A 13,056-nucleotide genomic window follows, 5' to 3' on the forward strand; every position below is an offset into this window, starting at 1 on the left:
GCGCTGATCCGTTCGTCGCCGGCGGCCGGGGCGGTTAGAGTCCGCACCCCCATGGCCCGCCAGCCCTCCTCGCTGCGCATCGACGATCCGCCGGCCGCCGCCTCCCAGCTCGACTACGCCGCGCTCCTCAACGAGGAGCAGTTGCGGGCGGTCGAGGCGGGGGATGGACCGGTGCTGGTCATCGCCGGCGCGGGCTCCGGCAAGACGCGCACCCTGACCTTCCGCGTGGCGCGCCTGCTCGAGCGGGGCGTCCCTCCGGACGGCATCCTGCTCCTGACGTTCACCAACAAGGCCGCCCGGGAGATGACCCGGCGGGTGGTGGAGCTGGCCGGGGGCCTCGCCGACGTGCGACGCATCCTCGGGGGCACGTTCCACCACGCCGCGCACGTCCTCCTGCGCCAGCATGCCGGGGCGCTCGGCTACTCGGAGCGCTTCACCGTGCTGGACCGAGAGGACGCGCGCGACCTGATGGTGACGTGCCTGGCCGAGCGCAAGCTGCGCAGCGACAAGCGCTTCCCCCGGCCCGACCTGGTGCTGGACCTCGTGTCCCTGGCGACGAACCTCCAGCAGCCGGTGTCCCAGGTCCTGGTGGACCGCCGCCCCCAGCTCCTGCCCCTGGCGCCGGAGATCCTCGCCACCGCCACCCGCTACCGTCAGCGCAAGGCCCAGTTGCAGGTGATGGACTTCGACGACCTGCTGCTCAACCTGAAGCGGCTGCTCACCGAGCACGCCGACCTCCGCGAGCAGCTCACCCACCGTTTCCAGCACCTCCTCGTGGACGAGTACCAGGACACCAACCGCCTCCAGGGCGACGTGGTGGACCTGCTCGCGGGCGCGCACCGCAACCTGACCGTGGTGGGGGACGACTGCCAGTCCATCTACGGTTTCCGGGGGGCGGACTTCTCCAACATCCTCGAGTTCCCCGAGCGCTACCCCGGGTGCGCCCGCTTCACGCTGACGCGCAACTACCGCTCCACGCCCGGCATCCTCGGGCTGGCCAACGCCTCCATCGCCCACAACACGCGGCAGTTCCCCAAGGCGCTGGAGGCCGCGCGCGCCCCCGGCCCGCGCCCCACGCGCGTCAGCACCCTGGACGCGACCGAGCAGGCCACCTATGTGGCGCGCCGCATCATCGAGCTGAGGGACGCGGGGCAGTCCCTGGACGCCATGGCAGTGCTGTACCGGGCCCACAGCCACGCCCTGGAGCTGCAGCTCGAGCTGGCGCGACAGGGCCTCGCCTTCCGGGTCCGCTCCGGCGTGCGCTTCTTCGAACAGCGCCACGTCAAGGACGTCCTCGCCCACCTGCGGCTGGTGAACAATCCCGCCGACGAGCTCGCCTTCAAGCGGGTGGTGCGCGCGGTGCCGGGGGTGGGCGCCACCACGGCCGAGCACCTGTGGACGTCGCTGCGCGCGCTCCCGGCGGGCGTGTCCCTGGCGGAGGGGCTGGCGCGGGACGAGGTCCAGGTCCACCTGTCGCGCCGCTCCCGGCCGGCCTTCGAGCGGTTCGCCCGGCTGATGGCGCGGCTGGAGCGCCCGGAGCGGTTGCGGGCTCCCGGGACGCTCATCGAGGACGTGCTCGAGGGCGGCTACGCGGAGGTCCTCGCCGCGGAGGCCTCGCCCGAGGACGGGGCGGGGGAGGACCTGCGGCAGCTCGCCGAGTTCGCCCGGCGGTTCGAGGACCTGCCCCGCTTCCTCTCGGAGATTTCGCTGGTGGCGGAGTTCGCCGCCGAGGAGGCCCTGGGCGCGGACGCCGCCGACGGGGTCCTCACCCTCTCCACCGTCCATCAGGCCAAGGGGCTGGAGTGGAGCGCCGTGTTCGTCCTGTGGCTGGTGGACGGGCGGTTCCCCCTGTCCCAGGCCGCCCGGTCGGCGGAGGAGGAAGAGGAGGAGCGGCGCCTGTTCTACGTGGCCGTCACCCGGGCACGGGACCTGCTGACCCTGGTTCACCCCGTGTCCGTGCTGCCCCGTGAAGGGGAGCGAATCCTCCTGCGCCCGTCCCGGTTCCTGGACGAGCTGCCGGGGGGCGAGGGGGCGCCCTATGATCGGGTCGTCCTGGCCTCCGCGGAGGCGGCGTGTCCAGGACCCCCGGTGGGGCCGGAAGGTCCCGGGACGCCCGGGCCGGAAGAGGGCTGAGGGGCGCGGGCGCCCAGAAACGCGCGCGCGAAACCGCGACGTGATACAGAGTGGAACGGGGTGCGCGTCCGTTGGCCCGTGCCCGTGAACTTCATGGCGGACAGACCTCGCATCGTCGGGATTGACCTGGGCACCACGAACACGCTGGTGGCGTCCGTGCGCAACCGCATCCCGAAGATCGTCCCCACGGACCGAGGCAACCTCATCCTGCCCTCCGTGGTGGCGCTGTCGGCCAAGGGCGACCTGCTCGTCGGTGGCGTGGCCAAGGACCAGATGGTCACCAACCCCCGCAACACGCTGTGGGGGACCAAGCGCCTCATCGGCCGCAAGTACCACTCGAAGTCGGTGGAGGACCTCAAGGGGGCCTTCCCATACGACATCGTCGAGGGGACCAACGGCGACGCCGCGGTGATGATGGGCGGCAAGCTCTACTCGCTGCCCCAGGTCTCCAGCTTCGTGCTGTCGCAGTTGAAGACCATCGCGGAGCAGTTCCTGGGCGGCCCCATCGACGCGGCCGTCATCTCCGTCCCGGCCTACTACAACGACAACCAGCGCCAGGCGGTGAAGGAGGCCGGGCGGCTGGCGGGCTTCGACGTCAAGCGCATCGTCAACGAGCCCACCGCGGCGGCGCTGGCCTACGGCTTCAACCGCGGCCTGGACCAGAAGGTCCTCGTCTACGACCTGGGCGGCGGCACGTTCGACGTCTCCGTGCTCCACCTGGCGGGCAACGTCTTCGAGGTCCTCGCCACCGGCGGCGACACCTTCCTGGGCGGCGCGGACTTCGACAACCGCATCATGGAGTACGTGCTGGAGCGCTTCCGGGAGGAGACCAAGGTCGACCTCACCGAGAACCCCATCGCCCTCCAGCGCATCAAGAACGCCGCCGAGGCGGCGAAGATCGACCTGACGCTCATCCCCAACGTCGTCATCGACCTGCCCTTCATCGACGAGCGCAAGGGCAAGCCGCTCGACCTGCGCATCCCCCTGACGCGCGAGTTCCTCAACAGCCTCACCGGCGACCTCGTGGACCGCACGTTCGAGATCTGCGACCGGGTGCTGGAGGAGAAGGGCATCTCCCGCTCGGAGATCGACGAGATCATCCTGGTGGGTGGCCAGAGCCGCATGCCGCTCGTGCAGCAGAAGATCCAGGCGCACTTCGGCAAGCCGCCGCGCAAGGGCGTGCACCCGGACGAGTGCGTGGCGCTGGGCGCCGCGCTGCTGGGCGACTCGCTGGGCACCATCGACGCGGTGACGCTGCTCGACGCGGTGTCCATGCCCATCGGCTACGCGCTGCCCAACGGCCGCGTGAAGCGCATCATCGACAAGAACTCGCTCATCCCCATGGTGAAGAGCTTCCGGCTCCCGCCTCCGCGGGATCCGGGCTCGCCCTACATCGAGCTGGACATCTTCCAGGGTGACAGCGACCTGATGGTGGACAACGAGTACCTGGGCACGGTGCGAGTCCCCGCCGCCGCCGCCGGACGGAAGATCGACTTCCGGCTGACCGAGGAGTGTCTGCTCCAGGTCAACGTGGAGGAGGCCAACGGCATGCGGAAGGTCGACCTGGCCACCCGCGACACGCCGGAGCAGCTCAAGCGCGCGCTCCAGGAAGTGGCGTCCCGCAACGCCCAGCAGCCCGCCGCCAGCGCGGGCGGCGCGAGCGACGACCGGGGCCTCTTCTCCAGCATCAAGAGCATCTTCCGCAGAGGGTAGGAGGCCATGCCGAAGTTCCCGTCGAAGGAGTGGCTGGACGAAGCTGTCCGGCTCACGAACGAGGACCCCGAGTGTGTCGTCGCGGGGAAGGGCTGGAAGGGTGACTTCGGGGCGGTGGTGGAGGCCGAGCCCGGCAAGCTGGCGAAGTCCTTCGTCGTGCATGTCGTCCCGGGCGACTGCCGCATCGAGAAGGCCCGCGTGCTCGCGGACCCGGACGACCTCGACGAGCTCGAGCCCGTCTACCTCGCGCGCGCCCCGTACACCGTCTGGAAGCAGCTCCTGAAGGGGACGCTGGACCCCGTGGAGGCGGTGCTCAAGCGCCGCATCTCCATGAAGGGCGACCTGCAGCCCCTCATCGAACGCATGAAGTACAAGGGCATCGCCGACCGCGTCTTCTCGCAGCTCCAGACGCAGTTCATCGACGAGCCATAGCCGGGGGGACGTCCATGGGTATCCGTGAAGACTTGAAGAAGCAGGCGCTGGGCATGTCCAGCAAGGCCGTGGAGAAGCTCATGGCGGACGAGAAGCGCGCCATGGCCATCGCCAACGCCATCGGCAAGGTCCAGCGGGGCAAGCAGGCCCTGGACCGCGGGCAGGAGGAGCTGATGAAGGCCTTCCACTTCGCGCCGCGCAGCGAGTTCAAGGCCGTGGGCAAGCAGCTCTCCGGCCTCAAGCGGCGTCTGCGGGAGCTCGAAGAAAAGCTCGACGCGCTGTAGTCGAAAATGCGTTGACACCCGCGGGGGCAAAGTGGCATTTACCCCCGCGTTCGTCGCGACTCGGTGGCACACGAAGCGCGGGCGTATAGCTCAGCGGTAGAGCACTGCCTTCACACGGCAGGGGTCGCAGGTTCAAACCCTGCTGCGCCCAACGAAGAAGAGGCCGTGAGTCCGGGAGAAATCCCAAGACTCACGGCCTCTTCGCTTTTCTGGGCTCGGCGCCCCTTCGTCCCTGGAACGACAGCGGGGCGACGGGAGTGCTCCCGCCGCCCCGGACGTCCTCGCCCACCGTCGAAACGTCAGCCCTCGGCCTTGGACAGCGGCTCACCCTGTGCGGGCGCGGCCGGCGGCGCGTTGCGGGCCTTGATGAGGGACGCGACGATGCTGCTGCCCAGCAGGGCGGCGATGACGCCCAAAGACACCGCCGGGTGGAGCTTCACGAAGTCGACGAGCGCCATCTTCGCGCCCACGAAGACGAGCACGCCCGCCAGGCCCACCTTCAGGTAGCTGAACTTCTCCACCGCCCCGGCCAGCAGGAAGAACAGCGAGCGCAGGCCGAGGATGGCGAAGATGTTGGACGTGAAGACGATGAAGGGATCCCGCGTCACCGCGAAGATGGCCGGGATGGAGTCGAGCGCGAACAGGATGTCCGACGCCTCCACCAGGATGAGCGCCATCAACAGCGGCGTGGCCAGCCGGCGCCCGTTCTCCTTCGTGAAGAAGTGATGCCCGTCGAAGCGGGGGGTGGACGGAATCGTCCGCCGCACCAGCCGCATCACCGCGCTCTCCTCCGGGTGGTCCTCCTTGTTGCGCTGGATGAAGAGCTTCAGCCCCGTGAGGATGAGGAACGCGCCGAAGACGTAGATGAGCCAGTGGAAGCGCTCCAGCATCGCCACGCCGGCGAAGATCATGATGGCGCGCAGCACCAGCGCGCTGAGGATGCCCCAGAAGAGCACCCGGTGCTGGTACAGGGCCGGAATCCGCAGCGACGAGAAGATGACGACGAAGACGAAGATGTTGTCGACGGAGAGCGACTTCTCGATGAGGTAGCCGGTCAGGAACTCCACGCCGGGCCCCGCGCCGAACTTCCACCACAAGCCCGCGTTGAAGAGCAGCGCCAGGCTGATCCACACCGTGCTCCAGCCCAGCGCCTCCTTGAAGCCCACCGTGTGTGCCTTGCGGTGGAACACGCCCAGGTCGAGCGCCAGCATGGCGATGACGAAGGCGATGAAGCCCAACCACAGCGCGGGACTGCCCACCGTTCCTAGAGAATCCATGAGTGGGGCTCAGATAAGAGTCCGCTATCTCTTCGACAAATAGGGTTTCCAGGGGCGCTCCATCGAAAAAACCGAAGGATGGGGTGTCGCACCCCTCCTGGCCGGTCCACGAGCGGCCCTGGGAGCGGCGCGCGGGTGGCCTTCCCTGGGTTGGGGAAGGGTTGCGCGCGAGGGGTGGTTGGGCCCCCACCGGTTGAAACCTGACAGTCCACCGGCTCGACGAGACCAACCAGGCGTTCGCGCCCCGGGGCATTGCTGGCCCTGAGCGGCGTGGGCGCGGTGAGGCCCCGCCCGCGATGGGCGTGCGTGGGGCCCGCTCCTCTCGTGGCCCCCTGAATGAAGGACCCCCGCTTGACCCGGAACCGACTCCTCGCCTCGCTTTGCGGCGCCTTGTTGGCGCTGTCCGCCTCCGGTTGCAACGCCGACACGGGCTCCGGCGACTCGGCCACGCCCGAGCCGGCCCCTCCGTCCACCGAGCAGCCGCAGGTCCCCTCGACCCCCGAGACGACCCCCCCGGAGACCACGACCCCCGAGACGACTCCCCCCGAGACGACTCCCCCCGAGACGACTCCCCCAGAGACGACTCCTCCAGAGACGACTCCTCCGGAGACCACCCCCCCCGAGACGACTCCCCCGGAGACGACTCCTCCGGTGATCGTCACGCCCGAGCCCACGCCGGACCCGACGCCGAGCCCCGCGAAGGTGGACCGCTTCGGCGTGACGATGCTCTATCCGACGAAGTCGGGTGGGGAGACGTGGGCGCTCTCGGACAACCCCACGTCCGACCCGCGGTTCGATCCTCAGAACACCATCACCCGCAACGCGGATGGCTCCTGGAAGATGAAGAGCAACCAGGTGCGCATGGGCGTCACCACGTCCACGGGCTACTCGGCCGCGAAGATCCCCACGTATGACCGCGACGTGCTGGCCAGCCGCGGCTACATGCAGTCGCCCAACGACTGGAAGAACGTGGAGATGACGGGCTTCGTGAAGCTCAACGCCACGTCGGACACCACGGACAACTTCGACTGGTACGCCCGCGGCGGCAAGCACAACGACAAGAACTCCGGCTGCGAGGGCAGCAGCTACAAGGCGGGTCTGCACTACGATGGCCGCGCGCGCTGGCAGAAGGAGACGTGGCACGTGTCGTACGAGCAGGCGCCGTACAAGCCCGCGACCTCGGCGCTCAAGGGCCGTTGGGTGGGCTTCAAGGCGGTGATGCGCAACACCACCGTCAACGGCAAGGAGGCCGTGCGGCTGGAGATGTACGTGAACGAGAACGCGGACAAGGTCACCTGGAAGAAGGTGGATGACCGCGTGGACGCGGGGGACTGGGGCGGTGATGCCCAGCACTGCGGCGGCTCCACCGGCCCCATGCCCATCACCTGGGGTGGGCCCATCGCCACGTTCCGTTGGGACAGCGCCTCGGACGCGGACTTCAAGTGGCTGTCCGTGCGCGAAATCCAGCCTTGATGGACGCATGAAGTCGTGAGGGCGCGGGGGGCATGGGCGCCTCCCGCGCCCTCGTCATTTCGACGGCCGCGCGCGCGGTGTCGCCGCTCGCACGGGGGCTCGCACCCCGAGGCAGGTGGCCGGTGCCCGTGGTGGTTCCCAGCCTTCCTCGCGCCGTCGAGGCCGGGAGTGGCCGGAGGGACGGGCCGGACGCGGCGCTCCTGCTGGTCCGCTTCGCACGAGGGCCGACCTTCATGCAGATCATGTTCCTGGGCCATGCGGGCTTCGCCGTGGAGACCGCGGGGAGCGTCGTCGTCATGGACCCGTGGCTGACGGCGCGAGGCGCGTTCGACTCGGCGTGGATGCAGTTGCCCCGCAACCACCACCTCGCGCCGCGCGTGCGCGAGCTGTTGGAGACGCCGGGCAAGGAGCGCTTCCTCTACGTCAGCCACGAGCACAAGGACCACTTCGACCCGGAGTTCCTCGCCACGCTCCAGCGGCGCGACTTCACGGTGTTGATTCCGCGCTTCCAGCGCTCGGAGCTGCAGGACGTCTTCGCGAAGTACGGCTGCAAGCGCGTCATCGCCTGCGAGGACGGCCGCGAGGTGCCCATCAAGGGCGGCTACATCAAGCTCTTCGTCTCCGAGCAGGGGACGAACCGGGACTCGGGAGTGATGGTGCGCGGCGAGCACCACTGCTTCGTCAACATCAACGACTGCAAGCTGCATGATCGGCTGGCGCGCATCGCGGAGGAGGAGGGCCCCATCGACCTGTTCGCGGCCCAGTTCTCCGGCGCCATCTGGCACCCCACCTGTTACGAGTATCCCCCGGAGACCTACGCGGCCATCTCCCTGAAGAAGCGCGACAGCAAGTTCGAGGCGGTGGCGCGCGCGCTGGAGGTCGTGAAGCCCCGCGCGTACCTCGCGTCCGCGGGGCCCGCGTGCTTCCTGGACCCGGCGCTGCTGCACCTCAACTTCGAGAAGGTGAACATCTTCCCCAACGCCACCACGCTCTTCTCCTTCCTGGAGAAGCGGCTGCCGACGCTGGGCGCGCGCTACCTGGAGCCCATGCCCGGGGACGTGATCGACGCGCGCACGCTCGAGTTCACCACCCGCGTCGAGGAGCGGCTGACGCCCGAGTCCCTCGAACCGTACCTGCGCACCTACGCGGCGGACCTGGCGCACCTCTTCCGCGACCGGCGCCGCAACCTGATGCGCGCGGAGGTGGATGAGATCCACGAGCGGCTGCGTGTGGAGTTCCAGCGCAAGCTGGACCTGCTCGACCTGCACGACCGGGTGGGCATGCCGCTGTACGTGGAGCTGACGGAGCTGCCGGACCGGCTGCTGCGCGTGGACTTCAAGGGCCGCCGGGTGGACGTCGTGCCGGAGATTCGGGAGGCGACGCGCTACGCGATGAAGGCGAGCGCGGCGGACGTGGTCCGGGTGCTCGACCGGAAGCTGACGTGGGAGGACTTCCTCCTGTCGTTCCGGCTGCGCCTGAGCCGCCACCCGGACGTCTACGAGCCCATCGTCCACGGCTTCCTGGGCGTGGAGATCGAGGACATGCGCGCCTTCTGCCAGGGCGTACGCTCGACGGAGGGGCGCCGGGAGCGCGCGGTGGTGGAGGCGGGCGGGCGGCGCTTCTCCGTCCAGCGCTTCTGTCCCCACCAGGGCGCGGACCTGTCCGAGGGCTGGGTGGAGGAGGGGCGCTACCTGGTGTGCCCCCGCCACCGCTGGCGCTTCGACCTGGAGGATGGGGGCCGCTGCCCGACGAACGGCTCCACCCTGTGCGCGGAACCCGTGGCGGAGGGCGAGCGCGAGTCGACCGAGAAGTCGCCCGCGCCCACCCCGGACGTCGCGCCACGGGTCCCGTGAAGCCGTCGGCTAGGGCGCCGTGCTCAGCTCACCCGGTGCCCGGCTGATGTCGGAGGCCCGCCCCGGGAACAGGGTGTTCAACACCCCGGGCATGCGCCGGGCCCAGGTGGGCTCGGTGTGGTAGCCGCCTTCCTCGTAGACGTACTCGAGGGACGTGCCATCCACGTACCCCACGGACCGGAACGCATCCGTGAGCGCGAGCGCGTAGACCGCGCCTTCGTTCGCCCCCTCGTCGACGTAGACGCGGGCGAAGGACTGCGGGGCGGGGCTCGCGTTGACGGCGCCGATGATGAACCGGTTGCCCCAGAAGACGGAGGGTGACAGCGCTCCCACGCGGCCGAAGACCTGCGGGTAGCGCAGGGCCGTGTACACGGAGATGAGCCCGCCCAGCGACGAGCCGACGATTCCCGTGTTGGCGGCGTCCGTCCGTGTGCGCAGCGTGGTGTCGATCCGCGGCTTCAGCTCCTCCACCAGCATCCGCGCGTAGAGGTCCCCCAGCGGCGTGACGCCGGGGAAGTTGGGGTCGGAGACCGGGGTGTACTCGGACTGTCGTTGGGCGGTGCGGTCCACGAAGACGACGATGGCCTCCGCGACCTTGCCGCTGGCGATGCCCGCGTCCACCGCCTCGTCCACCTCCCACTCGTCGCCCGTGATGGACAGGGCGGCGTCGAAGAGGTTGCGACCGTCATGCATGTAGATGACCGGGTAGCGCTGGAGGGGATTCTCCGTGTACCCGGCCGGCAGCCACGCCCAGATGGTGCGGTCGTTGTCGAGCAGGTTGGAGTGGAACGCCGGGAACACCGTCATGAGCTGCCCGGCGTCCGTGGTGAAGTACGGATACGTGTCGATCGTCGCGCCCCGGTCCACGGGATACATCGCGCCCCGGGAGGCGAGCTCGTTCCGGTAGAGCCGGACCTGGAGCTTCTTCGTCGCGTTGCTGATCGGGACGAACGCGCAGAACAGGCCGGTGTACTTCTCGCTGGTGTCGGTGTCCTGGACCCACTCCTGGGCCGGGCTGCTCTTGAGCTTCACCACGTCTGCCCGGGTGAAGGGGTAGTGCACCCGGACGACGGTCCGCTCGGTGTTGGGCGGCGCAGGGTCGTTGTTCGTGCAGACGCCCGAGAGGGTGGTCGCGAGCGCCAGGGTCAGCAGGGGAGTCATGGGGTCACCTCGTCGATGCGCCACAGCTCGGTGCCATGGGCGCCGTCGTTCGCGGACAGCAGCAGTTGGTGGTCGTTGATGCGCACGGGACGCCCGGGAGCCCCATCGAGCTTCCCCGGCGCGAAGTCGTAGGCGAGGCGCGTGTTGCCGGCCGTCAGGTCCGAGTACCAGAGCTCCCGGCCCTCGTTGGCCGAGTCCTGGGTGAAGTAGACGCGGTCCTTCTCCGCCTGCACCCACGAATACGAATCCATGCGGGAGCTGGAGAGACGGGTCGTCCCGGCGCGGGTGAGGTCGGAGCTCCAGAGGCCGATGCCCATCGTCCCGTTGCCGCCGACGAAGACCAGCTTGCCGTCGAACATGGCGAAGAGCGGCTCGGGCTCGTAGAGGTTGGACGGCGCGGCGAGCGAGAGCAGGCGTCGGTTGCCGGGCGTGCCGTTGGTGGCGTGGATCACCCCGTTGCCCGTGAGGATGACGTCGGTCCCGGAGATGAAGAGGTCCCGGTAGGATCCTCCGGCGACGAACACCGTGCCCTGGGGTGTGCCGTCCGTCGACCACAGCCCGCCTGGGAAGGCGCTGGGAACGCCCATGGCGGCGTAGGCGAGGAAGTACACCTTGCCCTGGTTGCGCACCATCTTGGTGACGGTGAGGTTCTCGGGAGACAACTGGATGGGCGGGCTCCCCGGCGTGAGGGCGTGAATCGAGCGGAGGAACTGCGCGTTGATGCCGGTGAAGAGCACGACGTTGCCGAAGCTGAGCGGAGCGGGGTCGGGTGTCACGCCGTTGGCGATCCCCGGCGCGAGGTCCGTCAGTCGCTTCGTGCCGTTCTCGGTCCCGTCCGTCCGCCACAGCTCGAGCCCCGTCTGGCCATCATTGGCGATGAAGTACAGGTCCGCGCCATGGACCGTGGCGTAGGTCCGGGGGATTCCATCCAGCGCTCCGACACCGGGGTCGGGGTGGAGGTCCGCGAGCATGCGTGTCCCCTTCGGGGTGCCGTCGGAGATCCACAGCTCGCTGCCGTGCTCGGGCGTCTTCCCCGCGAACGCGACCTGCTCCCCGAAAACATAGAGCTGGCCGGTGACGCCATCGGCGATGCCCGGACTCAGGTCGGTCAGCCGCTGCGTCCCGGCGGCGGTGCCGTCCGTCACGTACAGCTCCCGTCCGGTGAAGCCGTCATGGGCCGTGAAGAACGCCCGCCCCTGGGGCGTGGCGACCAGCCATGAGGGCGCGGAGGGCGCCGTCCCCACTCCAGGCAGGAACAACCGACGCGTGCCCGGGCCGGTCCCGTCGGTATCACACAGGTCGTTGACGCCCAGGGGCGTGGTGCAGGCGAAGTAGGCGCGCGTGCCCGCGACCCACACGGCCAGCCTGTCCGAGCCGGAGCGGGAGCCTGGATAGAGGTCGGTGACCAGTTGGGTTCCCGCGGTCTGCCCGTTGGAGAACCACAGCTCGTTGCCATGGGTGCCGTCGTTGGCGAAGAAGAGCACGCCGGTGCCGAAGGGCGTGTACCCGCCCGACACGCTGCGCCCCGCTCCAGGCTGGATGTCGCGCAGGAGGACCGTCCCCGCCGCGGTCCCGTCGGACGTCCAGGGCTCTCCGGCCGAGGCACCCAGGTTCGCGGTGAAGAAGATGCGCCCGTTGGAGTGGGTCACGTAGGCCGGTGCGGTGCCGGCCGTGCCGGGATTGGCGTCGGCCACCATGACGGTCCCCGCGGCCGTCCCGTCCGACTTCCAGAGCTCGTCTCCGTGGATGCCGTCGTTCGCGGCGAAGAAGAACGTGGAGCCCATCGCCGCCACCCGGATCCGGACCAGGCTGGACATGGAGGACGCGGGGCCCGTCCGCACGTCCTTGACCAGGAAGGTGCCGGCGGTGGTCCCATCGGTGACCCAGGGCTCCGCGCCGTCAGTGCCGTTGTCGGCGAAGAAGAAGACCCGTGAACCCACCACGGTCAGCGCCTGGGGCGATGACGAACCCGTGGGATGGATGTCCTTGAGGCGCCGCGTCCCCGCCACCGTGCCATCGCTGACCCAGAGCTCCGCATCCAGGGTGGAGGAGTTGGCGAAGAGGATGCGCTGTCCCAGGGCGACGGGCGTTCCGAACACGGGCTCGCTCGTGAGTCGCGTGGTCTGTCCGTTGGCGTCGAGCCGGAAGAGGACGACGTCCTGGCCGCGCAGGGCCGTGAGGATGAGCGCGTCCCCCAGTTGCGCCACCATCGTGGCGTTGCTCGACCCCGTGGCGGGGTTGAGGTCCGTGACCCGCCGGGTGCCCGCGCTCGTGCCATCCGAGAACCACAGCTCGGTTCCGGTGTTCGGCTCGGTCGCGCTGAACACCAGCAGGTCCGCCGGGCTGCCCGCGGGGCGGTAGATTCCCTGGGGCGTGGGCGCCACGCCGCCGGGGAACGTGGAGACGACCGTCGACACGCCCGTCGAGGGATCCAGGCCGTAGAGCGCGGTGCCCGCCGCGTGCATCCCTCCGAAGTAGACGCGCTGGTGCGCCGCCACGAAGGACCCGGGCATCGTGCCCAGGCTCTCCGCGTTGATGTCCTTGACCAGCGAGAACGTGGGGACTGTGAGCGCCGCTCGCTGTGTCTCGGGTGGCTTCTCGTACTCCGACTCGATGTTGTTCGATTCGCAGGCTCCAAGAAACAGAGCCAGCGAGCCAACGACCAGACGTCGCATACGTGGTGACCCCCTTCTGTTGAACTTCAGTCAGGGGACGGCTGAGAGGAATTTC

General features: G+C 69.3%; 9 protein-coding genes and 1 tRNA gene. 7 read left to right on the forward strand and 3 right to left on the reverse strand.

Annotated elements, in window-relative coordinates; translation table 11 throughout:
* Positions 1-51: 51 nt before the first annotated feature.
* The 5 genes from LZ198_RS22780 (at position 52) to LZ198_RS22800 (ending at position 4,713) form a co-directional block, all read left to right on the forward strand.
* Positions 52-2,133 carry an ATP-dependent helicase gene (locus LZ198_RS22780; RefSeq protein WP_253974138.1) on the forward strand — a complete coding sequence of 694 codons (2,082 nt, stop codon included), beginning with the start codon at positions 52-54 and terminating at the stop codon, positions 2,131-2,133.
* 93 nt (positions 2,134-2,226) lie between these two features.
* Positions 2,227-3,846: an Hsp70 family protein gene (locus tag LZ198_RS22785; protein WP_253974139.1), complete on the forward strand. Its 1,620-nt coding sequence runs from the start codon at positions 2,227-2,229 to the stop codon at positions 3,844-3,846.
* 6 nt (positions 3,847-3,852) lie between these two features.
* The gene (locus LZ198_RS22790) at positions 3,853-4,278 is read left to right on the forward strand and encodes an SCP2 sterol-binding domain-containing protein (protein ID WP_253974140.1); all 426 of its coding nucleotides are present in this window, start codon (positions 3,853-3,855) and stop codon (positions 4,276-4,278) included.
* A gap of 14 nt (positions 4,279-4,292) precedes the next feature.
* Positions 4,293-4,562, forward strand: a complete 270-nt coding sequence (locus tag LZ198_RS22795; protein ID WP_253974141.1) for a hypothetical protein — start codon at positions 4,293-4,295, stop codon at positions 4,560-4,562.
* 79 nt (positions 4,563-4,641) lie between these two features.
* A tRNA-Val gene (locus LZ198_RS22800) sits at positions 4,642-4,713 on the forward strand.
* A 148-nt stretch (positions 4,714-4,861) separates the two neighbouring features.
* Here LZ198_RS22800 and LZ198_RS22805 read toward each other — a convergent pair.
* Complete coding sequence (locus LZ198_RS22805) at positions 4,862-5,839, reverse strand: TerC family protein (protein WP_253974142.1); 978 nt, start codon at positions 5,837-5,839, stop codon at positions 4,862-4,864.
* Between the two features lie 351 nt (positions 5,840-6,190).
* Between LZ198_RS22805 and LZ198_RS22810 the strand changes: the two genes are divergently transcribed.
* Positions 6,191-7,312 (forward strand): YdgH/BhsA/McbA family protein, encoded by a 1,122-nt coding sequence (locus tag LZ198_RS22810; protein WP_253974143.1) that lies wholly within the window; start codon positions 6,191-6,193, stop codon positions 7,310-7,312.
* Positions 7,313-7,545: 233 nt separating this feature from the next.
* The gene (locus LZ198_RS22815) at positions 7,546-9,165 is read left to right on the forward strand and encodes a Rieske 2Fe-2S domain-containing protein (protein WP_253974167.1); all 1,620 of its coding nucleotides are present in this window, start codon (positions 7,546-7,548) and stop codon (positions 9,163-9,165) included.
* A 9-nt stretch (positions 9,166-9,174) separates the two neighbouring features.
* Here LZ198_RS22815 and LZ198_RS22820 read toward each other — a convergent pair whose 3' ends face one another.
* Positions 9,175-10,326, reverse strand: a complete 1,152-nt coding sequence (locus LZ198_RS22820; RefSeq protein WP_253974144.1) for an alpha/beta hydrolase — start codon at positions 10,324-10,326, stop codon at positions 9,175-9,177.
* Positions 10,323-13,001 (reverse strand): ELWxxDGT repeat protein, encoded by a 2,679-nt coding sequence (locus LZ198_RS22825; RefSeq protein WP_253974145.1) that lies wholly within the window; start codon positions 12,999-13,001, stop codon positions 10,323-10,325. Before LZ198_RS22825 ends, LZ198_RS22820 begins: the two co-directional genes overlap by 4 nt.
* Positions 13,002-13,056: the final 55 nt, after the last annotated feature.

The organism is Myxococcus dinghuensis (assembly GCF_024198235.1).
Classification (GTDB): Bacteria; Myxococcota; Myxococcia; order Myxococcales; family Myxococcaceae; genus Myxococcus; species Myxococcus dinghuensis.

Coding starts and splice junctions, on each gene's coding strand:
- LZ198_RS22780 (WP_253974138.1), top strand. CDS start 52: ATGGCCCGCCAGCCCTCCTCGCTGCGCATCGACGATCCGCCGGCCGCC.
- LZ198_RS22815 (WP_253974167.1), top strand. CDS start 7,546: ATGCAGATCATGTTCCTGGGCCATGCGGGCTTCGCCGTGGAGACCGCG.
- LZ198_RS22795 (WP_253974141.1), top strand. CDS start 4,293: ATGGGTATCCGTGAAGACTTGAAGAAGCAGGCGCTGGGCATGTCCAGC.
- LZ198_RS22805 (WP_253974142.1), bottom strand. CDS start 5,839: ATGGATTCTCTAGGAACGGTGGGCAGTCCCGCGCTGTGGTTGGGCTTC.
- LZ198_RS22790 (WP_253974140.1), top strand. CDS start 3,853: ATGCCGAAGTTCCCGTCGAAGGAGTGGCTGGACGAAGCTGTCCGGCTC.
- LZ198_RS22785 (WP_253974139.1), top strand. CDS start 2,227: ATGGCGGACAGACCTCGCATCGTCGGGATTGACCTGGGCACCACGAAC.
- LZ198_RS22820 (WP_253974144.1), bottom strand. CDS start 10,326: ATGACTCCCCTGCTGACCCTGGCGCTCGCGACCACCCTCTCGGGCGTC.
- LZ198_RS22825 (WP_253974145.1), bottom strand. CDS start 13,001: ATGCGACGTCTGGTCGTTGGCTCGCTGGCTCTGTTTCTTGGAGCCTGC.